Origin of the sequence: Burkholderia sp. THE68, from assembly GCF_009938265.1 — a bacterium.
GTDB lineage: Bacteria > Pseudomonadota > Gammaproteobacteria > Burkholderiales > Burkholderiaceae > Caballeronia.
Map to the genome: position 1 here is coordinate 1,074,477 of NZ_AP022315.1, position 20,778 is coordinate 1,095,254.

Sequence of the window (20,778 nt, forward strand, 5' to 3'; positions counted from 1 at the left end):
CATCGCTACTGATAAGTCGTCACATCGCATCAACGGTGAAATTACCGCGCCGGAAGTGCGCTTGGTCGGAGTGGACAACGAGCCGCTCGGAATCGTGAAGCTGGCCGAAGCGTTCCGTCAATCGGAACAGCTCGACGTGGATCTCGTCGAAATCGCGCCGCAGGCGTCGCCGCCTGTCTGCCGTTTGATGGATTACGGCAAGTTCAAGTATTCGGAAGCGAAGAAGCAGCACGAAGCGAAGTTGAAGCAGAAGATCGTGCAGGTGAAGGAAGTCAAATTCCGCCCCGGCACGGATGACGGTGACTACAACGTCAAGCTGCGCAACCTCACGCGCTTCCTCGAAGACGGCGACAAGACGAAAATCACGTTGCGTTTCCGCGGCCGTGAAATGGCGCACCAGGAAATCGGCATGCGTATGCTCGAACGTCTGAAGACGGATCTGGACGAATTCGGCCAGGTCGAGCAGATGCCGAAGATGGAAGGGCGTCAGATGATCATGGTGCTTGCCCCGAAGAAAAAGGGTAAGTAAGCACAGGTAGCAAGACAGTGGATCGCGCGCCGTCGCAAGGCGGCTGGCGCGGCATTGTCGGAAGTTTCAGGGCGTGGCCGCTTCGGCGGCGGCGCTCATGAAAGGCGGCGGTTCTTCACCGAACCGTTCGCGCATAAGTGGAGCGTGGGTTTCGAAGGGCGGGAAGGGATTCGTTGGCGGTATCGGCGGATCAGCCGCACACCCATGACCATCTAATAAACTGGAGTTGTTTCATGCCGAAGATGAAGACCAAGAAGAGTGCTGCAAAGCGCTTCGTGGTGCGTCCGGGCGGTACCGTCAAGCGCGGTCAAGCGTTCAAGCGCCACATTCTTACCAAGAAAACCACCAAGAACAAACGCCATCTGCGTGGCATCACCGGAGTTCATGAGTCTGATATGAACTCCGTCCGCGCAATGCTGCCGTTCGCGTAACCTCAACTTACACTCATAGGAGAGCAACATGCCTCGAGTAAAACGTGGGGTTACCGCACGGGCCCGTCACAAGAAGATCATCCGTCTGGCCAAGGGTTACCGCGGCCGTCGCAATAACGTCTATCGCATCGCCAAGCAGGCGGTCATGCGCGCAGGGCAGTACGCCTACCGCGATCGCCGCAACAAGAAGCGTGTGTTCCGCGCACTGTGGATCACGCGTATCAACGCGGCGGTGCGTCAGCACGACATGACCTACAGCGTGTTCATCAACGGTCTGAAGAAGGCTTCGATCGAACTCGACCGCAAGGTTCTGGCTGACATGGCTGTGTTCGACAAGGCTGCTTTTGCTGCGATCGTGAAGCAGGTGAAAGCCGCCGTTGCAGCCTAATTGCGAAATTAGTACTGCGTGGTTCGCCTCTTCGTCGCCGGGTTGTTGACGGCGGCGCAAAGGCAGAAAACGGGGCTCTCACCGAGCCCCGTTTTTGTTGGTCGGACGGTTTTGCACATCACATGCGCATCACGGGCGTGGATGAGCAAAACCGAACCTCAGTTTGAACTTCGACGTTAAAAGATGGGATCAATGGATCTGGACCAGATTGTCGCCGACGCGAAAAGCGCCTTTGAACACGCCACCGATACCACCACGCTCGAAAACGAGAAGGCCCGGTTTCTCGGCAAGTCCGGCGCGCTGACCGAATTGCTGAAGGGGCTGGGCAAGCTCGATCCGGAAGCGAAGAAGACCGCAGGCGCGCGCATCAATCAGGCGAAGCAGCAGGTCGAAGCCGGGCTCAATACGCGCCGTCAGGCGCTCGCCGACGCGCTGCTGAACCAGCGTCTCGCGGCGGAAGCCATCGACGTCACGCTGCCGGGACGCGGCGCGGGCGCGGGCACGCTGCATCCGGTGATGCGAACGTGGGAGCGCGTGGAGCAGGTGTTCCGCACCATCGGCTTCGACGTGGCCGACGGCCCCGAGATCGAAACCGACTGGTACAACTTCACCGCGCTGAACAGCCCGGAGAACCATCCGGCGCGCTCGATGCAGGACACGTTCTACGTCGACAGCAACGACGCCGACGGCCGGCCGCTGCTGCTTCGCACGCACACGAGCCCGATGCAGGTGCGCTACGCGCGCATGAACAAGCCGCCGATCAAGGTGATCGTGCCGGGCCGCACGTACCGCGTCGACAGCGACGCCACGCACTCGCCGATGTTCAACCAGGTCGAAGGCCTGTGGATCGAAGAGAACATCAGCTTCGCCGATCTGAAGGGCGTGTACACCGATTTCCTCAAGAAGTTTTTCGAGCGCGACGACATTCTCGTGCGCTTCCGTCCGTCGTATTTTCCGTTCACGGAGCCGTCCGCCGAGATCGACATGATGTTCGAGCATGGCAAGAACGCGGGCAAATGGCTGGAAATCTCCGGCTCGGGTCAGGTGCATCCAACCGTCATCCGCAACATGGGCCTCGACCCGGAGCGCTACATCGGCTTCGCGTTCGGCAGCGGCCTCGAGCGTCTGACAATGCTGCGCTACGGCGTGCAGGACCTGCGTCTGTTCTTCGAGAACGATCTGCGTTTCCTGCGCCAGTTCGCATAACGCGACCGCATTGCCCGCGACGTCCGGCGCCCACGTGAGTTGAGCTGCCGGACGAGAGACTCCAAACATTTCGAACGTAGACACACATGCAATTCCCAGAATCCTGGCTCCGCAGTTTCGTCGATCCCAAGCTCTCCACGGACGAACTCGCGCACGCGCTGACGATGGCCGGTCTCGAAGTCGAAGACCTGCGTCCGGTCGCGCCGCCGACCACGAAGATCGTCGTCGGGCAGGTGCTCGAAGTGGCGAAGCATCCGAACGCCGACAAGCTCAATGTCTGTCAGGTCGATGCCGGCACGGGCATGCAACTGAACATCGTGTGCGGCGCGCCGAATGTGTCGCCGGGCATCAAGGTGCCGGTCGCGCTGATCGGCGCGGTCTTGCCGCCGGCCGAAGCGGGCGGCGAGCCGTTCGCGATCAAGCCCACGAAGCTGCGCGGCGTCGATAGCGAGGGCATGCTGTGCTCGGCGCGCGAACTGAAGCTGTCGGAAGACCACAGCGGTCTGCTGATCCTGCCGGCCGATGCGAAGGTCGGTCAGGATATCCGCGAGACGCTCAATCTCGACGACACCGTGTTCGAGATCAAGCTCACGCCGAACAAGGCGGATTGCCTGTCGGTGTTCGGCGTCGCGCGCGAGACCGCCGCGATCACCGGCGCGCCGCTGAAGGCGCTCGATATCGCCGCGGTCGAAACGAAGCTCGACGAAAAGCTGCCCGTGAAGATCATGGCGCCCGATCTGTGCGGCCGCTTTTCCGGCCGCGTGATTCGCGGCGTGAACGCGCATGCGAAGTCGCCGCAATGGATGGTCGAGCGTCTCGAACGCGCGGGCCAGCGCAGCATTTCCGCGCTCGTCGACATCTCGAACTACGTGATGCTCGAACTCGGCCGCCCGTCCCACGTGTTCGATCTCGACAAGATCCACGGCGCGATGGAAGTGCGCTGGGGCAAGAAGGGCGAGTCGCTCAAGCTGCTGAACGGCAACACCATCGAGGTCGATGAAACCGTCGGCGTGATCGCGGACGATCACCATCTCGAGAGTCTCGCGGGCATCATGGGGGGCGACAGCACCGCCGTGACGCTCGACACGACCAACATCTATCTCGAAGCCGCGTTCTGGTGGCCGGATTCGATCCGCGGTCGCGCGCGCAAGTACAACTTCTCGACCGATGCGGCGCATCGCTTCGAGCGCGGCGTCGATTACTCGACGACCGTCGAGCACATCGAGCGCATCTCGCGCCTGATCCTCGATATCTGCGGCGGCGAGGCCGGCCCGGTCGACGATCAGATCGTCAACGTGCCCGAGCGCAATCCGGTGTCGATGCGCGTGTCGCGCGCGCATCGCATCATCGGCATCGAGATCGGCGCGGAAGAGATCGCGCAGATTTTCACGCGCCTGAACCTCGCGTTCGAGCGCGACGGCGACACCTTCAAGGTTACGCCGCCGCCGTATCGCTTCGACATCGAGATCGAGGAAGACCTGATCGAGGAAGTCGCGCGCATCTACGGCTTCGAGAAGATTCCGGCGCGTCCGCCGGTCGCGCGCAGCGAGATGCGGATCACGGACGAGACGAAGCGCTCGATCCACACGCTGCGCCATGAAGTGGCCGCGCGCGATTACTCGGAGACGGTGAACTTCAGTTTCGTCGACGCCGAGTGGGAGAGCGACTTCACCGGCAACGACAACCCGATCAAGCTGCTGAACCCGATCGCGAGCCAGCTCTCGGTGATGCGTACGACGACCTTCGGCAGCCTGATCGAAGTGCTGCGCCATAACCTGAACCGTCGCGCGGAGCGCATTCGCGTGTTCGAAGCGGGTCGAGTGTTCCATCGCGATGCAGCGGTGAAGGCGGGCGAACTGGCGGTCGAAGGCTTCGCGCAGCCGAAGATGATCGGCGGCCTTGCCTATGGTCCGGTGATCGAGGAGCAGTGGGGCGCGGCCTCGCGCAACGTCGACTTCTTCGACGTGAAGGGCGATGTCGAAGCGCTCTTCGCGCCCGTCGTGCCGCGCTTCGTGAAGGCCGAGCATCCGGCGCTGCATCCGGGACGCAGCGCGCGCATCGAAGTGGCGGGGCGCGCGGTCGGCTGGATCGGCGAACTGCATCCGCGCTGGCTGCAAAAGTACGATCTGCCGAACGCGCCGATCCTGTTCGAAATCGAGGCCGACGCGCTGATGGATCGCGCGCTGCCGACGCCGTCCGAAGTGTCGAAATTTCCGCCCGTACGGCGTGATATCGCGATTGTCGTGGATCAACACGTGCCGGTTCAGGCGCTTCTCGACGAGCTCGAAAACGCCCGCTCGGAGACCGCTTGCAGGCACGTCACGAGGGTTGCGCTTTTCGATGAATTTCGTCCAAAATCAAATACTTCCGGCGGCTTGGGAGCACATGAGAAAAGTCTTGCCTTCCGTGTAACGTTGCAAGATACTGGCGGCACGCTTCAGGACGAAACGGTCGATACGGCCATCAAAACACTGGTGGATCGCCTGGCTCGAGTACACGGCGCGCGGTTGCGCGGATAGCCTGCAGATGGCCCGTCCGTTTCAGCCGCCAGGTCTCAACATGGCAAGCGCCGTTTTACCGATATGAACCAAATGAACTCGAGTGATTTCGAAGCCCTTCTTTCGGCGCAGCGTAGCGCCATGACCCGAGATACCCAGACCTCGAGCGCGAACGGCGACACGCCGACGCTCACCAAAGCCGAACTCGCGGAGATGCTGTTCGACCACGTTGGTTTGAACAAGCGCGAAGCCAAGGACATGGTCGAAGCTTTCTTCGAAGTCATCCGCGATGCGCTGGAGAGCGGAGAGAGCGTCAAGCTGTCCGGCTTCGGCAATTTTCAGTTGCGCGACAAGCCTCAACGTCCGGGCCGCAATCCGAAGACGGGCGAGGCCATTCCTATCGCCGCGCGGCGGGTCGTCACGTTTCATGCAAGTCAGAAGCTGAAGGCGCTGGTCGAAACGGGAGCGGAGTCCGATCTCACTCGCTGAAGTCCCGGCGGCACGCTAAAGACCGGTGTGCCGCATCGCTTGCCACCGCGCTTCAATCGACATCACTTATAAGATGGTTGATCGACGATGGAAAAAGTCGTCTTGCCTCCGATCCCCGCCAAGCGTTACTTCACGATCGGGGAAGTCAGTGAGTTGTGCGGCGTCAAGCCGCACGTGCTGCGCTATTGGGAACAGGAGTTCACGCAGCTGAGGCCGGTCAAGCGGCGCGGCAATCGCCGCTATTATCAGCATCACGAAGTCTTGCTGATTCGCCGGATCCGCGAGTTGCTGTACGAGCAGGGCTTCACCATCAACGGGGCGCGCAACCGGCTCGATTCACAGGGGCGCGCCATCAGCGATGAAGCCGAGATGGATGCCGAAGCGCAAGCGTCGGGCCAAGCGCAACCGGGCGTCGATGTCGATCAACTGCGCAAGGATATTCTTCAGGTGATCGACCTCCTCGGTGGATGAGCGTCTCTTCGATCCACGCAAGCCATGCCGCGATTCGTCGCGGCATTTTTTTCGTCCGGACGACGCGCTGCACGCGTGCCGAGACGGCAGTAGCATAGTTCCTCGTTGCCGCGCCGGGCGCGCCCGCCGCGGCCTTTCATGTCGATTCAGGAGGGCTTATGCGAGTGCTGCTCATTGGCGCAACCGGCATGCTGGGCACGGAGATCAAACGGATTCTCGACCCCGAGCATGATGTCATCACCGCGAGCCGCAAAGGCTCCGACATCGCAGTCGATTTGTCGGACAAGGCGAGCATCGTCGCGATGTATGACAAGGTCGGGAAGGTCGGCGCGGTCGTGAGTGTCGGCGGTGCGGCGAAGTTCGCGCCGCTCGACTCGCTCGGCGACGATGACTATGCGTTCAGCATCACGAACAAGCTGATGGGGCAGGTGAATCTGGTGCGCTGCGCGATCGGTCATGTGAACGATGGCGGGTCCGTCACGCTGACGAGCGGCACGCTCGCGCAGCAACCGATGGTCGGCAGCGCGGCCGTGAGTATCGTCAATGCAGGCGTGGAAGGTTTCGTGCGCGTGGCCGCGCTCGAACTGCAGGGCAAGCTGCGCGTGAATGTCGTGAGTCCGGGCTGGGTTGCGGAGACGCTGGCTTCGATGGGCAAGGATGCATCGCAAGGCATCGAGGCCGCCGATGTGGCGAAGGTGTACAAGCGCGCCGTCGATGAAACGATGACGGGCCAGACGCTGCTTGCAGCTAAGGCTTGATCCCGACGCGGAAGCGCTTCTTTGGACCGGCCGCCTGCGACGCCGGCAGCTTCGCCTTGACCGACCAGTAGACGATGCTCGGCCCGACGCCCCACGGTGGATAGATGCGCCAGTCGCCGGCGCCGTGATGAAAGAAGTACAGCGCGAAGAAGCCGCCGGGTTTGGGCGCGCTCACGCATACGTAGCGGCTTCCGCCAGGATAGATACGCCCGAAACGGGTGACGCGCGCGCGGCTCGCCGGAACGAACCATCTCGAGACTTCCTTGCGCAAGGCAGAGGAAGTTCGGTCGGTTCGGGTGCGCCGCGCTTGCGCGGGCGCTGAGACAGACGAAGGCATTGGGCGCCGTTCCTTATGTGTCACGTTAAGATTAGAGCTTAACTGACTGACGCACAAGTGTTTTTTCGCGTTCTAACGTCTGAATAAAGGACTTCAACGAAAAGATCGCGCTTGATACTCTGGCCGGCGAAAAAGAAAAAGGCTCTCCGGCCAGAAGCCGGAGAGCCTTTCAATTCTGGTCGGGGCGAGAGGATTTGAACCTCCGACCACCTGCACCCCATGCAGGTACGCTACCAGGCTGCGCTACGCCCCGAAAGAGCAAAAGTATATCAGACCGAAACGAATAGTAGAACTGCTTCGAACAATTTTGCCGTTGCTCACGGCAAATTCACTCGCGATGGGTCAAAGCCGATGCGTCAAAGCGTCAGCTCCGACTGCGAATAAGGCGACGTCTGAATCTGCACCGACCCTTCACGATCCGACTTGTTCACGCCACCCGCAAGCTCGCGCGCGAAACGCTGTCGTCTGCGGAACCGCAGTGCCAGCAGCAGCGATATCGCGCAGGGAATCAGATACGTCAGAATGCGCTCACTCCACGCAATCCGCGATCCGAAGCTGTCGTACGTGGTGCGCGCATTGAAGCCCGCGGTCGCGAAGATCATCGTCAGCGTGAAGTCGAGCAGCATCGCCGAGAGACACAGGACCAGAAACAGCAGCGCGCCGTTCCACGTCAAGCTGCCTCGACTGGCATTCAACGTGCGGCAAATGAACAGCGCCAGCCCCAGCAAAGTCAGATTGAATGCCAGGGGAAGCCAGGGAAAATCCATATCGCGCGAGCCTCGCGTGCGGGTAACGGGAACGATCCCGGTGGCGCGCGAGATGAAATTTTTTGTCGCGTCTCGAGCGCCCGATCCGGAAGCGGACGCGATGATCACACGCAGAACACGGCTCTAGAATAAGAGTAATCCTAATCACATCGGCCGATCGGCGAGCGACTCGGACAGGAAGTCGATGAAGGTCCGCACCTTCGTCGTCATATATTTTCGGCTCGTGTACACGGCGTACACGGACGGCGCGAATGCCGTGTAGTTTGGCAGCACGCGCACGAGCGCGCCCGACGCCAGTTCGGGCTCGACGATCCACGCGGGAAAGTACGCGAGCCCGAGTCCGGCGCGCACGAGTTGCAGCGCCATGGACGTATCGTTGGTCTTGAGCACGGCCTGATTTTTGACGATGAACGCGCCGTCCGGGCCGGTCAGGGTCACCGAGTCGATGTTCGTGTAGGTCGGCAACACGAAGCGATGCCGCGCGACATCGTCGGGATGGCGCAGCTTGCCGTGCTGCTCCAGATACGCGCGCGAGCCCGCGAGCACGAAGGGCATCTTGCACAGGGGCCGCACGATAAGCGAAGGCGAAGGCTCGGAGGTCGCGCGGATCGCCATGTCGTAGCCTTCTTCGACGAGATCGACGAAGCGGTTCTCCAGCCGCAGGTCGACGAGCACGCCGGGATAGCGCGCCTGATACGCGACGAGCAGATCCGCGAAGGTCCGATTGGCGAACCAGCCAGGTGCGGTCACCTTGAGCACGCCCTGCGGCTGCGCGGTCTGCACGCCGACGGCGGCTTCGGCGGCTTGCAGAATATCGAGCGCCTCGCTGCATTGCTCGTAGTAGACGTTGCCGGCTTCCGTGAGGCTGAGGTGGCGCGTGGTGCGGTTGAGCAGGCGCACGCCCAGCTGGCGTTCCAGATTGGCGACATGCTTGCTCGTCATCGCAGTGGAGATGTCGAGGCGCTCGGCGGCCTTGACGAAGCTGCCTGCTTCGACGACTTCGCGGAATACGCGCAAGCTGGTCAGTGCGTCCATCGATAATTTCCTGGCTGGAAATAAAGCGCCAATATTAACCGGATTTATCGACCGTCCATGTCTGCATAGACTGGCGGCAATCCACCTTTACGGGAGTCTTGCCATGTCTGCCCAAGACCGCTTTGCTTCGCTAGCGAGCTACGCTCACGCTCTGTTGCGCATCGTTGCGTCGTATCTGTTGCTCACGCACGCGAGCGCGAAGCTCTTTCACGTTCCCCACATCGCGATGTTCGATGGCCTGCCGCTCTTCTCGCTGCTCGGCGCGGCGGGAATCATCGAGCTGGTCGGCGGGGTGCTGGTCCTGATCGGTTTCTTCACGCGCGCGGCCGCGTTCGTGCTGTCGGGCGAACTGGCGTTTGCGTATTTCATCGGACACGCGCCGAGCGGGCATTTCTTCCTGCCACTGCTGAACCAGGGCGAGCCGGCTGTGCTGCTCTCGTTCATCTATCTGTTCATCGCGGCGGCGGGGCCGGGCGCGTGGAGCATCGACAATCGCCGTTGACACTCACTTGGGCCACTCATCGAGCTCGTCGTTGAACAGCGACGCAACAATGCCCCGCAGCCACACCGTACGCGCGTCGTTGTGAAACTTGCGATGCCAGTGCTGCTTCAGATCGAAGCGCGGCAACGGGAGCGGCGGCTCGGCCAGCGTGATCGACGCATGCTCGGCCACATACGCGAAGCCGATCGCATGCGGCACGGTCGCGATCAGATCGGTGCGCGACAGGATGAACGGCAGGCTCATGAAATGCGGCGTTTCCAGCACCGCACGACGCCGCACGCGCTCCTTGTCGAGAAAATTCTCGAGGATTTCCTGACTGCGGCCCTCGGCGCGCACGACCGCGTGGCCGCATTCCATGAAGCGCTCCAGCGTGAGCGGCTCGTTCGCGAACGGATGATTGCGCCGCATCAGGCAGATGAAGCGGTGCGAGAAGAGCCGCTGCTGAAAGAAATTGTTGCCGCGCAAGTCCGGAAAATAGCCAACGGCGAGATCGATTTCACCGGCTTCGAGCCCGCGCTCGACATCCCCGTGCGACACCGACACCGAGCGCAAGTTCGCATTCGGCGCTTCTCTCGCGAACGCTTGCAGAAGCCTCGGCAGGAACACGATTTCGCCGACATCGGATAGCGCGATCGAGAACGTCTCCGTGCTCATCGACGGATCGAAGTGCTGCCGGTCGAGCAGGCCGCGCTCGATGCGCGCCAACGCCTCACGCGCCGCCGGCACGAGCGCGAGGGTGCGCGGCGTCGGCTCCATGCCGCGCGAAGTCCGCACGAACAGCGGATCGTTGAAGTACTCGCGCAGGCGCGCAAGCGCGGTCGACACGCGCGGCTGGCTCACGCCGAGCCGTTCGGCGGCGCGGCTGACGTTGCGCGTCTCCTCGATCGCGACGAGGTACGGAATCAGATTCAGATCGAGGTCGTTCATGGCGTGATGCGCCGTCATCCGCGCCGCGCGACCATGTCGGACACGCGCTGCGCCGCGTCCTGAAGCGGCTCCAGAAACGCCTTCACCATCTGCTTCGCGTTCTTGCGCTGCGCATTGCCGCTGATGTTCAGCGCCGCGATCACGCGGCCTTGCCGGTCGCGGATCGGCGCGGACATCGAAATCAGTCCTTCCTCCAGTTCCTGATCGACGATCGCCCAGCCCTGACGTCGCACGGCGGCTATCGCGTCCTTGAGCGCGTCCTTGTCGACGATGGTGCGCGGCGTGCGCGCGACGAGCGAACTCGAATCGAGCGCTTCGTCGAGGCGCGCTTCGTCGAGCGCGGCGAGCAGCACGCGGCCCATCGACGTGCAGAACGCGGGCAGGCGGCTGCCGATCGACAGATTCTGCGTGATGATCTTGTGCGTCGGCACGCGCAGCACATAGACGATTTCCGCGCCGTTCAGCACGGCCGCCGAGCAACTTTCGTGGACCTGCTCGACGAGGTCTTCCATCACCGGCTCGGCGAGATTCCAGAAGGGCATCGAAGTCAGATATGCGAAACCCAGATCGAGGATCTTCGGCGTCAGTTGAAAGAGCCGTCCGTCAGCTTCGACGTAACCGAGCGCCTGCAGCGTCAGAAGAATGCGGCGCGCGCCCGCGCGCGTGAGACCCGTCGCGCCGGCGACATCCGTCAGTGTCTGCGCGGGGCGGTTCGTATCGAACGAGCGGATCACCGCGAGTCCGCGCGCGAATGACTGAACATAGGCATCGCCGGGACGCGACGGCGCGTCCTGAGACTCGGCTTCCTGATTGAGCGTGGCTGAATTCTTCATAAGGCGGATGATGAACGCATGAACCGGTGGCGACTCCGTGAAAACCCGAGGTTTGCAGAAGCTTCGTTGACACGACAACGAATGCAGGACTACCATGCCGATGTTCGCTAAACGAATCCATGTTCGCATATCGAACATTTCGATGCAAGTCTGATTACGAGCAGGTAAACCCCGAGTTCGGGACGGGCGCGCGAAGCCAAAGCGGCGCTCAGACTGGAGAAGAACGGCAATGATCAACAAGATTTTCGATTCGCTCGCCTCGGCCGTCGCCGACGTCAACGACGGAGCGACCATCATGATCGGCGGTTTCGGCACGGCGGGCATGCCGTCCGAGCTGATCGACGCGCTCATCGAGCAGGGCGCGCGCGAGCTTACGATCGTCAACAACAACGCCGGCAACGGTGATACGGGTCTCGCCGCCTTGCTCAAGGCGAAGCGCGTGCGCAAGATCATCTGCTCGTTCCCGCGTCAGACGGATTCATATGTATTCGACGCGCTCTATCGCGCCGGCGAAATCGAACTGGAACTCGTGCCGCAGGGCAATCTGGCCGAGCGCATCCGCGCGGCGGGCGCGGGCATCGGCGGTTTCTTCACGCCCACCGGCTACGGCACGCGGCTCGCGGAAGGCAAGGAAACGCGCGTGATCGACGGCAAGCATTACGTGCTGGAAGCGCCGTTGCACGCGGATTTCGCGCTCGTGAAGGCATACAAGGGCGACCGCTGGGGCAATCTGGTCTATCGTAAGACCGCGCGCAACTTCGGACCGATCATGGCGAGCGCCGCGAAAACGGCGATCGTGCAGGTGTCGAAGGTCGTGCCGCTCGGCGAGCTGGACCCCGAAAACATCGTGACGCCGGGCATCTTCGTGCAGCGCGTCGTGGAAGTGCCGCAAGCCGTGCATCAAGCCGAACTCGCTGCTTAAAGGAAGGACGAAAAGCCATGAAGAAACTCACTCGTGACGAAATGGCCCGGCGCGTGGCCGCGGACATTCCCGAAGGCGCGTATGTGAACCTCGGCATCGGCGTGCCGACGCTCGTCGCCAATCACCTCGCGGCGGATCGCGAAATCTTCCTGCACAGCGAAAACGGCCTGCTCGGCATGGGCCCGGCGCCCGCAAAGGGCGAGGAAGACGACGAACTCATCAACGCCGGCAAACAGCACGTGACGCTGTTGACCGGCGGCGCGTATTTCCATCACGCGGATTCGTTCGCGATGATGCGCGGCGGCCATCTCGACTTCTGCGTGCTCGGCGCGTTCCAGGTATCGGCGACGGGCGATCTCGCGAACTGGCACACCGGCGCGCCCGACGCGATTCCGGCAGTCGGCGGCGCGATGGACCTCGCGATCGGCGCGAAGCAGGTCTACGTGATGATGGAACTGCTCACGAAGCAGGGCGAGAGCAAGCTGGTTGCGGAGTGTTCGTATCCGGTGACGGGCGTGCAGTGCGTGAACCGCGTGTACACCGACCTCGCCGTGTTCGATGTGACGCCGGAAGGACTGGTCGTGCGCGAGATCGTGGAAGGTCTGTCGTTCGACGAATTGCAGAAGCTGGCGCAGGTGCCGCTGCAATACGCGCCGCTTACCGAAGCTGTCTGAGACCTGAGAGATAAAAGAGAACTGGAGCAACTGATGAAAGAAGCTTTCGTATGTGATGCGATCCGCACGCCGATCGGCCGTTACGGCGGTTCGCTCTCCTCGGTGCGCGCCGACGACCTCGGCGCCGTGCCGCTGCGCGCGCTCATCGAGCGCAACAAGGAAGTGGACTGGGAAGCCGTCGAGGAAGTGATCTACGGCAACGCGAATCAGGCGGGCGAAGACAATCGCAACGTCGCGCGCATGTCGGCGCTGCTGGCGGGCCTGCCGGTCGGCACGCCGGGCACGACGGTGAACCGCCTGTGCGGTTCGGGCATGGACGCGATCGGCGTCGCGGCGCGCGCGATCAAGGCGGGCGAGACGAGCCTGATGATCGCGGGCGGCGTCGAAAGCATGAGCCGCGCCCCATTCGTGATGGGCAAGGCGACCAGCGCGTTCTCGCGTCAGGCCGAGATCCACGATACGACCATCGGCTGGCGTTTCATCAATCCGCTGATGAAGAAGCAGTACGGCGTCGACTCGATGCCAGAGACCGCCGAAAACGTCGCGGACGACTACAAGATCAGCCGCGCCGACCAGGACGCGTTCGCATTGCACTCGCAACAGAAAGCGGCGCGCGCGCAGAAAGACGGCACGCTGGCGCAGGAAATCGTAGCGGTGACGATTCCGCAGAAGAAGGGCGACGCGCTCATCGTCGATAAGGACGAGCATCCGCGTGAAACGAGCCTCGAAGCGCTCGCGAAGCTCAAGGGCGTCGTGCGTCCGGACGGTTCGGTGACGGCGGGCAACGCATCGGGCGTCAACGACGGCGCGGTCGCCATGCTGATCGCCGACGAGGACAGCGCGAAGCGCAACGGCCTCACGCCGCGCGCGCGCATTCTCGGCATCGCGACCGCAGGCGTGCCGCCGCGCGTGATGGGCATCGGGCCGGGCCCGGCGTCGCAGAAGCTGCTCGCGCGTCTTGGCATGACCATCGACCAGATGGATGTGATCGAGCTGAACGAAGCGTTCGCGTCGCAAGGTCTCGCCACGCTGCGCATGCTCGGCGTCGCCGACGACGATCCCCGCGTCAACCCGAACGGCGGCGCGATCGCGCTCGGCCATCCGCTCGGCGCGTCGGGCGCGCGGCTCGTGACGACCGCGAGCTACCAGCTTCATCGCACCGGCGGCCGCTTCGCGCTCTGCACGATGTGCATCGGCGTGGGCCAGGGCATCGCGATGATCATCGAGCGCGTCTGAGCTCATGTTCGCATCCACGGGACGTCTCACCGATCTCGTTTGCGGCAACGCCGCCGCGAACGAGATCTGGTCGCCGCGCGCGACCGTGCAGGCGATGCTCGACGTCGAAGCCGCGCTCGCGCGTGCGTCGGCGCTGCATGGCGTGATTCCGTCGGGCGCGGTCGAGGCGATCGTCGCCGCGTGCCAGGCCGACAACATCGACGCCGACGCGTTGATGGCCGGCGCACAGGCCGGCGGCAATCTCGCGATTCCGCTCGTCAAGCAACTGACGGCCGTCGTGAAGGCGCGCGACGCCGAAGCGGCGAAGTACGTGCACTGGGGCGCGACGAGTCAGGACATCATCGATACGGGCGTCGTGCTGCAATTGCGCGCGGCGCTCGATCTGCTCGATGCCGATTTACGCGCACTTTCCGATGCGCTCGTCACGCAGGCTCAAACGCACGAAAAGACGCCGATGATCGGCCGAACCTGGCTACAGCAGGCGCTGCCGATCACGCTCGGCCTGAAGTTCGCGCAATGGCTCGATGCGGTGACGCGTCATCGTGAGCGCCTCGACGCGTTGCGCTCACGCGCGCTGGTGCTGCAATTCGGCGGCGCAGCGGGCACGCTCGCGAGTCTGCGCGACCAGGCGTTGCCGGTTGCGGCATCGCTCGCGCAGGATCTGAAGCTGACGCTGCCCGCGCTGCCGTGGCACACGCAGCGCGACCGCATCGCGGAGGCCGCGTCGTTCCTCGGCATGCTGACGGGCACGCTAGGCAAAATCGCACGGGACATCTCGCTGATGATGCAGACCGAAGTCGGTGAAGTCGCCGAACCGGCCGCGGCAGGCAAGGGCGGTTCATCGACGATGCCGCACAAGCGCAATCCGGTCGGCTGCGCGGCGGTGCTGACGGCCGCGACGCGCGCGCCCAATCTCGTCGCGACGATCTTCGCGGGCATGGTGCAGGAACACGAGCGCGCGCTCGGCGGCTGGCAGGCCGAATGGGAAGCGCTGCCCGACCTCGCGCGTCTGACAGCGGGCGCGCTCGCGAACATCAAGGGCATCGTCCCGACGATGGAAGTCAACGTCGAACGCCTCGCGCAGAATCTGAACGTGACCAATGGCCTCGTGCTTGGCGAAGCGGTGATGCTCGCGCTCGGCGACGCCATCGGCCGGCTCGATGCACACAAGCTGGTCGAGGGCGCATCGAAGGCGTCGGTCGCGAACGGCACCTCGCTGTTCGACGAACTCGCCGCGAACGAAACCGTCACGCGTCATCTGTCGCACGATCAACTGAAGCAATTGCTCGATCCGGCGAACTACGTCGGTCAGGCGCAGGCGTTCGTCGCCGCCGCCATCGCAAACGCCAACTCGAAAAAACAGGAGCAGTAAAAACATGCCTCTTGCCGAAGTGAACGGAACGCGGATTCACTACCGCATCGATGTCACGGCGGGCGACGACGCCCCGTGGCTCGTGCTGTCGAATTCGCTCGGCGCGGATGTCTCGATGTGGACGCCGAACATCGAAGCGTTCGCGCAGCATTACCGCGTGGTGCGCTACGACACGCGCGGCCACGGCCATTCGGACGTGCCGCCGGGACCGTACACGATCGATCAGCTGATCGGCGACGTGATCGGCCTCATGGATCACCTCAAGATCGAGCGCGCAAACTACTGCGGCCTGTCGATGGGCGGGCTGACCGGCATAGGACTTGCCGCGCGTCATCCGGAGCGCTTCTCGCGCGTCGTGCTGTCGAACACCGCCGCGCTGATCGGCTCGGACGCGGTGTGGACGCCGCGCGCGGCGAAGGCGCGCGAGCCGGGCGGCATGCCCGCGCTGACCGACGCCGTGATCGCGCGCTGGTTCACCGCGCCGTTCATCGAGCGCGAGCAGCTCGAACTCACGAATATCCGCGATGTGTTCCGCCACACTTCGGGCGACGGCTACGCATCGAACTGCGAGGCGATCCGCGACGCCGATCTGCGCGGCGAAGCGAAAACCATCCGGTTACCGGTGCTCGTGATCGCCGGTACGCACGATCTGTCGACGACCGCCGAGCAGGGCCGGGAGCTTGCGGGTTACATCGAGGGCTCGCGCTACGTCGAACTCGATGCGGCGCATCTGTCGAACATCGAAAAGCGCGACGACTACACGCGCGCGGTCCTCGAATTCCTCGGAGAACAGCAATGACCGACGACGAACGCTACGAAGCCGGAATGAAGGTGCGCCGCGCGGTGCTGTCCGACGCGCACGTCGACCGGTCGCTCACGAACCGCACGGAACTGACGACCGAATTCCAGAACTTCATCACGCGCTATGCGTGGGGCGAAATCTGGACGCGCGACGGCCTGCCGCGCCACACGCGCAGCCTTCTTACCATCGCGATGATGGTCGCGCTGAACCGCAGCGAAGAACTCGCGCTGCACTTGCGCGCCGCGAAGAACAACGGCGTGACGCAGGACGAGATCAAGGAAGTGCTGTTGCAGACGGCGGTGTATTGCGGCGTGCCGGCGGCGAACTCGGCCTTTCACCTCGCGCAGAAGATTTTCGACGAGGAAAGCAAGGCGTAGTCGCGCAACGAGTTCGACAGGAAACCGTCTCCGGGACACCGGAGACGGTTTTTTTGCGTTTGGACTCAGAACGCGTAATACGGTCCCGGGCCCGCGGGCGTCGGGCGTCCGGCGAGCGCCGTGAATACGCGGCGTCCATAGAAGAACGGCAGGCCCCAGTCGAAGAAGCCGCTGGCGGAGCCGGCGAGGTTGTCGAAGGCAAAGTTGCCTGTGCCGAACAACGCCGTCGACTGCGCGATCGTGAAGCTCACCGCGCTTTGCGCCCCGGTCGACGAGCGGAGCGTGGCGGCGATCGTCTGCGGCGTGGTCGGGCAATACCATGCGCCGCAACGGGCGAGCGTCGTCGACGGGAAGAAGACGCCGTTCGATCCGCTGTCGATGAAGCTCGATCCGTACTGACTGCCGCCGAAGTCCGTCGTCACGTAGCCGGTGAGCGAGCTCGACTTGAGCACGGTCGCGGCGCCGAGCAGGTTGTTCGACTGCGAGCCGATGCCGAAGGTCATCGTGCCGGTCACCGTGGCCGCGCCGCTGTCCGGTATGTCGGGCAACTCGATCAGCACGCCGTTGTTGTCGGAGGCGAAGTTCGCGACCGGATTCGTCACCTGCTGGGCGACGGGCAACGTGCTCGCGACACAATTGCCCGAGATGCAGCTGTAGTACCAGCGCGGCATGGCCGACGTCGCGCAGCCCGCGCCGCAATCGGCGGTGAAGGGGCCGACGCCGAGTATCCCGTTGCCGCGCAGCGACGACGCGGAGAGCATCGGCAGGCCGGACTGGCTGCAATCCTGCGCGGTGCTGGGCGCGGCGCTGTCGGCGATCAGTTGCACGGAGGTCGAATCCGCGACTTGGCCGGCGAGCCGGACATCGGCCTGGCGCACCGCGCCCCATGTATAGCCCGAACCGAACACCGCGCATTCCGCGACGATCGCGTTCTCGCCGCCTCCCGCGACGAGCGGCAGCGCGATCGACGGATCGAGCGCGGACGCCAGCACGCGCAGGCCGTGCGAACCGGTATCGACCTGAACGTTGTCGATGGTCTGGCAGGTGCTCGTGCCGGGCACGCAGATCGTCACGCTGGTTTGCAGCATGTTGCGCGTGTTGGTGGGCGTGCTGGCGACGCGGATGACCTGGACGTTGGGCGTCGTCGATTGCGGCACGGTGGTGTTCGCAGCCGGCGCCGATGGCGCGCTCGCGGGCGTGGCGGCGCTGGCCGTTTGCGGCGCGCTGGCCTGCGGGACCGGCGCGGCGGAACCGCTGCTGGAGCCGGCGGTGGGGGCGCCGCTGGAACCGCCGCCACCACCACAGGCTTGAAGGAGTGCACACAGTGCGAGCGCGGGAATCGCGAGAAGGGCGCGGGTGTTCATCGTCGTCCTCCTACTGGATATCCGTGGTGTTCACGCCTGGCGGCAGGTCGCCTGCGAGCCACGCGCGGCCGCTGAACTCGCGCAGCCGCACGCGATTTTCGACGACGAGATCGCCCTGCGCGACGCGCGCCGTGTGCAGACCCGCTTCACCGACCGACGCGTTCGCGCCTTGCCGGAAGGTCTCGAAGTACGTGCCGAGGAGCGTCTGCACGTCGGGCATCGCGGGGCCGCGCCAGGACACGGCGTACACATCGCCGCTCGAATCGATGTATTCACGCACGACGATGCCGTGCGCGTCGGTCGTCTCGTGATATCGCACGAGGCCGCTCTGAGCCCGATGCATGACATCGCTCCGCGACGCGCTGGCGGCGCGCCCGGACGCGCCGAGTTGAGCGTGAACGGACGTCGTCGTGCCGATCGCGAGGATTGCCAGGGCCGCCGCCGTATAGTGAGGAATTCTGATTTTTGTCATCGCTTTCTCTCAGGTAATTAGGATTCTTCTTATTGTTGCGATGGAATTTTAAGATGAAGGCGCGACAAATTGATACGACGCGCCGAGCGGGCGGGATGCGGCCAGATTCCGGCGAGGCGCGCAAAAAACATCGACTAATCAACATGTTAAGAATCGAGAAAAATCGAATTGCTGCTTTTCGTGATTGTCATAAATTGTCAATTCGATGTGGGGCGACTTAAATACAAATTTCAGATGGGTTGATTCATGACCGCAGTCCGCTGTCTGCGTCGTTAGGCAGGAAACATGTCGTAAAGGGTGGCCCACGGCCGCCCGGCGCTCTTTTTTTCACGGCTACGCGCCGGACCGGTAAAATAGCGGGTTGATCCACGGAAGAACGGCCGTGGCGTAGCGGAAGGATTTTCCAAATGACAGATTTTCGTGTAACCAGGCGCATGGCTGCGCTTTTCGCGGTGGCCGGAATCGTGGCGGGATGCGGCACATCCAATCCCAACGCGTTCAACTACAAGAGCGATCAGCGTTCGAAACAGGTGTCTCTCGCCGTTCCGCCGAATCTGCTCGACGAAGCGGCCGACCAGCGTTCGCTGCCGCCGCAGGGCGGGCAGGCAACGCTCTCCGATCTGCAGCAGATTCAGAAAGTCGCACCGAACGCGCCCACCGTGGCGCCGCCCGTGTCGGGCATGCGCGTTCAGCGCGACGGCACCGAGCGCTGGCTCGTCATCGACGGCAAGACGCCCGATCAGGTGTGGCCGCAGGTTCGTCGCTTCTGGCAGGAGCAGGGCTTTCTGCTGGTCGTCGATCAGCGCGACAAGGGCGTGATGGAAACGGACTGGAACGAAACCCATCCGCAAATTTCCGACGGCCTGATCCGCGACACGCTCTCCAAGGCAACCGGCAACTCGTATGTCACCGCTGAGCGCAACAAGTACCGCACGCGCCTCGAAGCGGCGCCCAGCGGCGGCACCTACGTGTTCATCAGCCAGAAGGGCATGCGCGAAGCGCTGACCGGCGTGAACAACGATTCGAGCCAGTGGCAGGCGCGCCCGAACGATCCGGCGCTCGAAAACGAATACCTGAAGCGCCTGTTGTCCTCGCTGGCGATGGCGGATCAGCGCACCGCTCCGGGCGGCGCGACGCCGCTCGATGTGCCGGCAGCGGGCGCAGCGGGTGCCCAGGCTGCGAAGGGCGGCGATTCGAAGGCGGCATCGGTCGCCGCGCAGAACGTCACGAATGCGGGCAATTCGCCGATCAGAAACGAGGCGGTGCCCGAGGCCACGACCTCCGAGCTGACCTTGCCGGAAGCGTATGACCGCGCGTGGCTGCGCGTGGGCACGGCGCTCGATCGCGCCAACTTCACGGTGGACGATCGCGACCGTGCGAAGGGCGTCTACTACGTGCGCTACGTCGATCCGACCGACAAGTCATCGGCCGAGCAGGGCTTCTGGAGCCAGGTGTTCCACGGCCGCAAGGAAATGAAGGCGAAGCAATATCAGGTCAACGTGCGCGCGGTGACCGAGCAGCAAACGCGCATCGCGGTCGTCGATGACAAGGGCAACCTGGATTCGTCGCCGCAAGCGCGGCAGATCATGGCTCTCCTCGCGGACCAGATCAGCTGATCGTTTCGCGGCAGCCGCATCACGAAAAACCGCCTCCTTTTCGAGGCGGTTTTTTTGCGCCTTCACTGTCGCGCCGGGCGCGCAAACGATTCTCTTCAGCGTGCACAGAAATGCGAGACTGACCGGCGAATTGCGCAGACAATTCTTTCTATCGCGGAATGTGCGCAAAAGCTTATAGAAATGACCGCGCGAACAGTACATTGCATCAATGGCGCAAAACGCGGTTTCTGCGACCTCAAGACGCGGTTGTACCCACGCTTCGCACGACATCAAAAGACGATTGGTTCGCTACGCGCGAACCCCGATGGCCCCGTCGCCTATCCTCGTAGGGCGACGGTTTTTGCCCGCGTTTCGCTTGGAACGCGGGCTTTTTCTTTGGCTGTCCGAGCCGATCGTTTCGGCGGCGTGCGACGCGCGCGGTTATGCTCGTGCTTTCATCGATTCATGAAAACAGGAGAACGCATATGTCGGAAGTTGCCGTCGTCGCGATTTTTGTCGCCAAGCCGGGCAAGGAAGAGGAATTGAGGCTCGTGCTCGAAGCCAATGTCGAGCCGACGCGGAAGGAACCGGGTGCGCTGCAGTACGATTTGCACCGCGACATCAAGGAGCCGCGGCGCTTTATCTTCGTCGAGCGCTGGGAAAGCGAGGCCGCGCTCGCGAAGCACGGCGAATCGGCGCATATTCAGACGTTTCGCGCCAAAGCGCCGGATCTATACGAGCACGGCGAAGTCCGTGTCGCAAGCAAGATTCTCTGACGGAACCGCGGACCTTC

General features: G+C 63.2%; 24 protein-coding genes and 1 tRNA gene. 17 read left to right on the forward strand and 8 right to left on the reverse strand.

All coding sequences use genetic code 11. The features are described from left to right. Nucleotide 1 precedes the first annotated feature (1 nt). From infC to BTHE68_RS05110, 8 genes are all read left to right on the forward strand, one after another. Nucleotides 2-529 carry a translation initiation factor IF-3 gene (infC, locus tag BTHE68_RS05075; protein WP_075644636.1) on the forward strand — a complete coding sequence of 176 codons (528 nt, stop codon included), beginning with the start codon at nucleotides 2-4 and terminating at the stop codon, nucleotides 527-529. 233 nt (nucleotides 530-762) lie between these two features. Continuing rightward, on the forward strand, nucleotides 763-960 hold the full coding sequence (gene rpmI, locus BTHE68_RS05080; protein WP_061175715.1) for a 50S ribosomal protein L35: 198 nt from the start codon (nucleotides 763-765) through the stop codon (nucleotides 958-960). 28 nt (nucleotides 961-988) lie between these two features. After that, on the forward strand, nucleotides 989-1,348 hold the full coding sequence (gene rplT, locus BTHE68_RS05085; protein ID WP_008350196.1) for a 50S ribosomal protein L20: 360 nt from the start codon (nucleotides 989-991) through the stop codon (nucleotides 1,346-1,348). Between the two features lie 192 nt (nucleotides 1,349-1,540). Continuing rightward, nucleotides 1,541-2,554, forward strand: coding sequence for a phenylalanine--tRNA ligase subunit alpha (pheS, locus tag BTHE68_RS05090; protein WP_162065407.1), 1,014 nt, complete (start codon nucleotides 1,541-1,543; stop codon nucleotides 2,552-2,554). Between the two features lie 86 nt (nucleotides 2,555-2,640). Further along, complete coding sequence (gene pheT / locus BTHE68_RS05095) at nucleotides 2,641-5,073, forward strand: phenylalanine--tRNA ligase subunit beta (RefSeq protein ID WP_162065408.1); 2,433 nt, start codon at nucleotides 2,641-2,643, stop codon at nucleotides 5,071-5,073. A 63-nt stretch (nucleotides 5,074-5,136) separates the two neighbouring features. Beyond that, the gene (locus BTHE68_RS05100) at nucleotides 5,137-5,541 is read left to right on the forward strand and encodes an integration host factor subunit alpha (RefSeq protein ID WP_162065409.1); all 405 of its coding nucleotides are present in this window, start codon (nucleotides 5,137-5,139) and stop codon (nucleotides 5,539-5,541) included. Nucleotides 5,542-5,628: 87 nt separating this feature from the next. Then, nucleotides 5,629-6,012, forward strand: a complete 384-nt coding sequence (locus tag BTHE68_RS05105; RefSeq protein ID WP_162065410.1) for a MerR family transcriptional regulator — start codon at nucleotides 5,629-5,631, stop codon at nucleotides 6,010-6,012. Between the two features lie 158 nt (nucleotides 6,013-6,170). Beyond that, the gene (locus BTHE68_RS05110) at nucleotides 6,171-6,770 is read left to right on the forward strand and encodes a short chain dehydrogenase (protein ID WP_162065411.1); all 600 of its coding nucleotides are present in this window, start codon (nucleotides 6,171-6,173) and stop codon (nucleotides 6,768-6,770) included. Here BTHE68_RS05110 and BTHE68_RS05115 read toward each other — a convergent pair. The 4 genes from BTHE68_RS05115 to BTHE68_RS05130 form a co-directional block, all read right to left on the reverse strand. Next, nucleotides 6,760-6,945, reverse strand: a complete 186-nt coding sequence (locus BTHE68_RS05115) for a hypothetical protein (protein ID WP_162065412.1) — start codon at nucleotides 6,943-6,945, stop codon at nucleotides 6,760-6,762. The genes BTHE68_RS05110 and BTHE68_RS05115 overlap by 11 nt on opposite strands. A gap of 338 nt (nucleotides 6,946-7,283) precedes the next feature. Next, nucleotides 7,284-7,360: transfer RNA gene (locus tag BTHE68_RS05120), tRNA-Pro, on the reverse strand. A 103-nt stretch (nucleotides 7,361-7,463) separates the two neighbouring features. Next, nucleotides 7,464-7,781, reverse strand: a complete 318-nt coding sequence (locus tag BTHE68_RS05125) for a hypothetical protein (protein ID WP_232077908.1) — start codon at nucleotides 7,779-7,781, stop codon at nucleotides 7,464-7,466. Nucleotides 7,782-8,018: 237 nt separating this feature from the next. Then, on the reverse strand, nucleotides 8,019-8,909 hold the full coding sequence (locus BTHE68_RS05130; protein ID WP_162065414.1) for a LysR family transcriptional regulator: 891 nt from the start codon (nucleotides 8,907-8,909) through the stop codon (nucleotides 8,019-8,021). A 103-nt stretch (nucleotides 8,910-9,012) separates the two neighbouring features. Between BTHE68_RS05130 and BTHE68_RS05135 the strand changes: the two genes are divergently transcribed. Further along, a complete protein-coding gene (locus tag BTHE68_RS05135; RefSeq protein ID WP_162065415.1) occupies nucleotides 9,013-9,411 on the forward strand; it encodes a DoxX family protein in 399 nt (132 codons plus the stop codon). A gap of 3 nt (nucleotides 9,412-9,414) precedes the next feature. On the opposite strand, the gene BTHE68_RS05140 is transcribed toward BTHE68_RS05135, so the two are convergent. After that, entirely contained in the window at nucleotides 9,415-10,338 is a 924-nt protein-coding gene (locus tag BTHE68_RS05140) for a LysR family transcriptional regulator (protein ID WP_162065416.1), read from the reverse strand. 14 nt (nucleotides 10,339-10,352) lie between these two features. Beyond that, entirely contained in the window at nucleotides 10,353-11,171 is an 819-nt protein-coding gene (locus BTHE68_RS05145) for an IclR family transcriptional regulator (RefSeq protein WP_162065417.1), read from the reverse strand. A 229-nt stretch (nucleotides 11,172-11,400) separates the two neighbouring features. Here BTHE68_RS05145 and BTHE68_RS05150 point away from each other — a divergent pair, with 229 nt between their 5' ends. Genes BTHE68_RS05150 through pcaC form a run of 6 tightly spaced genes read left to right on the forward strand, consistent with a single transcriptional unit; the run spans nucleotide 11,401 to nucleotide 16,554 of the window. Then, nucleotides 11,401-12,093, forward strand: coding sequence for a 3-oxoacid CoA-transferase subunit A (locus BTHE68_RS05150; RefSeq protein ID WP_162065418.1), 693 nt, complete (start codon nucleotides 11,401-11,403; stop codon nucleotides 12,091-12,093). Between the two features lie 17 nt (nucleotides 12,094-12,110). Then, on the forward strand, nucleotides 12,111-12,767 hold the full coding sequence (locus BTHE68_RS05155) for a 3-oxoacid CoA-transferase subunit B (RefSeq protein WP_162065419.1): 657 nt from the start codon (nucleotides 12,111-12,113) through the stop codon (nucleotides 12,765-12,767). Nucleotides 12,768-12,800: 33 nt separating this feature from the next. Further along, nucleotides 12,801-14,003, forward strand: coding sequence for a 3-oxoadipyl-CoA thiolase (gene pcaF / locus BTHE68_RS05160; protein ID WP_162065420.1), 1,203 nt, complete (start codon nucleotides 12,801-12,803; stop codon nucleotides 14,001-14,003). A 4-nt stretch (nucleotides 14,004-14,007) separates the two neighbouring features. Next, on the forward strand, nucleotides 14,008-15,375 hold the full coding sequence (locus tag BTHE68_RS05165) for a 3-carboxy-cis,cis-muconate cycloisomerase (RefSeq protein ID WP_162065421.1): 1,368 nt from the start codon (nucleotides 14,008-14,010) through the stop codon (nucleotides 15,373-15,375). A 4-nt stretch (nucleotides 15,376-15,379) separates the two neighbouring features. Beyond that, nucleotides 15,380-16,174, forward strand: coding sequence for a 3-oxoadipate enol-lactonase (pcaD, locus tag BTHE68_RS05170; protein ID WP_162065422.1), 795 nt, complete (start codon nucleotides 15,380-15,382; stop codon nucleotides 16,172-16,174). Beyond that, nucleotides 16,171-16,554: a 4-carboxymuconolactone decarboxylase gene (gene pcaC / locus BTHE68_RS05175; protein WP_162065423.1), complete on the forward strand. Its 384-nt coding sequence runs from the start codon at nucleotides 16,171-16,173 to the stop codon at nucleotides 16,552-16,554. Before pcaD ends, pcaC begins: the two co-directional genes overlap by 4 nt. A gap of 65 nt (nucleotides 16,555-16,619) precedes the next feature. Here the strand turns inward: pcaC and BTHE68_RS05180 are convergent, their stop codons facing one another. Continuing rightward, complete coding sequence (locus tag BTHE68_RS05180; protein ID WP_162065424.1) at nucleotides 16,620-17,918, reverse strand: DUF3443 domain-containing protein; 1,299 nt, start codon at nucleotides 17,916-17,918, stop codon at nucleotides 16,620-16,622. Between the two features lie 10 nt (nucleotides 17,919-17,928). Beyond that, nucleotides 17,929-18,390, reverse strand: coding sequence for a DUF2844 domain-containing protein (locus BTHE68_RS05185; protein ID WP_162065425.1), 462 nt, complete (start codon nucleotides 18,388-18,390; stop codon nucleotides 17,929-17,931). 407 nt (nucleotides 18,391-18,797) lie between these two features. Here BTHE68_RS05185 and bamC point away from each other — a divergent pair, with 407 nt between their 5' ends. Both bamC and BTHE68_RS05195 read left to right on the forward strand, forming a co-directional pair. After that, a complete protein-coding gene (gene bamC, locus BTHE68_RS05190) occupies nucleotides 18,798-20,006 on the forward strand; it encodes an NlpB/DapX family lipoprotein (RefSeq protein ID WP_162065426.1) in 1,209 nt (402 codons plus the stop codon). Nucleotides 20,007-20,470: 464 nt separating this feature from the next. Next, nucleotides 20,471-20,761, forward strand: coding sequence for a putative quinol monooxygenase (locus tag BTHE68_RS05195; protein ID WP_162065427.1), 291 nt, complete (start codon nucleotides 20,471-20,473; stop codon nucleotides 20,759-20,761). Nucleotides 20,762-20,778: the final 17 nt, after the last annotated feature.

Excerpts from the sequence above, each read along its gene's own strand:
- pheS (WP_162065407.1), top strand. The coding sequence starts at position 1,541 with ATGGATCTGGACCAGATTGTCGCCGACGCGAAAAGCGCCTTTGAACAC.
- BTHE68_RS05130 (WP_162065414.1), bottom strand. The coding sequence starts at position 8,909 with ATGGACGCACTGACCAGCTTGCGCGTATTCCGCGAAGTCGTCGAAGCA.
- BTHE68_RS05155 (WP_162065419.1), top strand. The coding sequence starts at position 12,111 with ATGAAGAAACTCACTCGTGACGAAATGGCCCGGCGCGTGGCCGCGGAC.
- BTHE68_RS05180 (WP_162065424.1), bottom strand. The coding sequence starts at position 17,918 with ATGAACACCCGCGCCCTTCTCGCGATTCCCGCGCTCGCACTGTGTGCA.
- BTHE68_RS05195 (WP_162065427.1), top strand. The coding sequence starts at position 20,471 with ATGTCGGAAGTTGCCGTCGTCGCGATTTTTGTCGCCAAGCCGGGCAAG.
- BTHE68_RS05150 (WP_162065418.1), top strand. The coding sequence starts at position 11,401 with ATGATCAACAAGATTTTCGATTCGCTCGCCTCGGCCGTCGCCGACGTC.
- rpmI (WP_061175715.1), top strand. The coding sequence starts at position 763 with ATGCCGAAGATGAAGACCAAGAAGAGTGCTGCAAAGCGCTTCGTGGTG.
- BTHE68_RS05185 (WP_162065425.1), bottom strand. The coding sequence starts at position 18,390 with ATGACAAAAATCAGAATTCCTCACTATACGGCGGCGGCCCTGGCAATC.
- BTHE68_RS05140 (WP_162065416.1), bottom strand. The coding sequence starts at position 10,338 with ATGAACGACCTCGATCTGAATCTGATTCCGTACCTCGTCGCGATCGAG.
- BTHE68_RS05135 (WP_162065415.1), top strand. The coding sequence starts at position 9,013 with ATGTCTGCCCAAGACCGCTTTGCTTCGCTAGCGAGCTACGCTCACGCT.
- BTHE68_RS05100 (WP_162065409.1), top strand. The coding sequence starts at position 5,137 with ATGAACCAAATGAACTCGAGTGATTTCGAAGCCCTTCTTTCGGCGCAG.
- pcaC (WP_162065423.1), top strand. The coding sequence starts at position 16,171 with ATGACCGACGACGAACGCTACGAAGCCGGAATGAAGGTGCGCCGCGCG.
- BTHE68_RS05145 (WP_162065417.1), bottom strand. The coding sequence starts at position 11,171 with ATGAAGAATTCAGCCACGCTCAATCAGGAAGCCGAGTCTCAGGACGCG.
- bamC (WP_162065426.1), top strand. The coding sequence starts at position 18,798 with ATGACAGATTTTCGTGTAACCAGGCGCATGGCTGCGCTTTTCGCGGTG.
- BTHE68_RS05110 (WP_162065411.1), top strand. The coding sequence starts at position 6,171 with ATGCGAGTGCTGCTCATTGGCGCAACCGGCATGCTGGGCACGGAGATC.
- pcaF (WP_162065420.1), top strand. The coding sequence starts at position 12,801 with ATGAAAGAAGCTTTCGTATGTGATGCGATCCGCACGCCGATCGGCCGT.
- rplT (WP_008350196.1), top strand. The coding sequence starts at position 989 with ATGCCTCGAGTAAAACGTGGGGTTACCGCACGGGCCCGTCACAAGAAG.
- pcaD (WP_162065422.1), top strand. The coding sequence starts at position 15,380 with ATGCCTCTTGCCGAAGTGAACGGAACGCGGATTCACTACCGCATCGAT.
- pheT (WP_162065408.1), top strand. The coding sequence starts at position 2,641 with ATGCAATTCCCAGAATCCTGGCTCCGCAGTTTCGTCGATCCCAAGCTC.
- BTHE68_RS05165 (WP_162065421.1), top strand. The coding sequence starts at position 14,008 with ATGTTCGCATCCACGGGACGTCTCACCGATCTCGTTTGCGGCAACGCC.
- BTHE68_RS05105 (WP_162065410.1), top strand. The coding sequence starts at position 5,629 with ATGGAAAAAGTCGTCTTGCCTCCGATCCCCGCCAAGCGTTACTTCACG.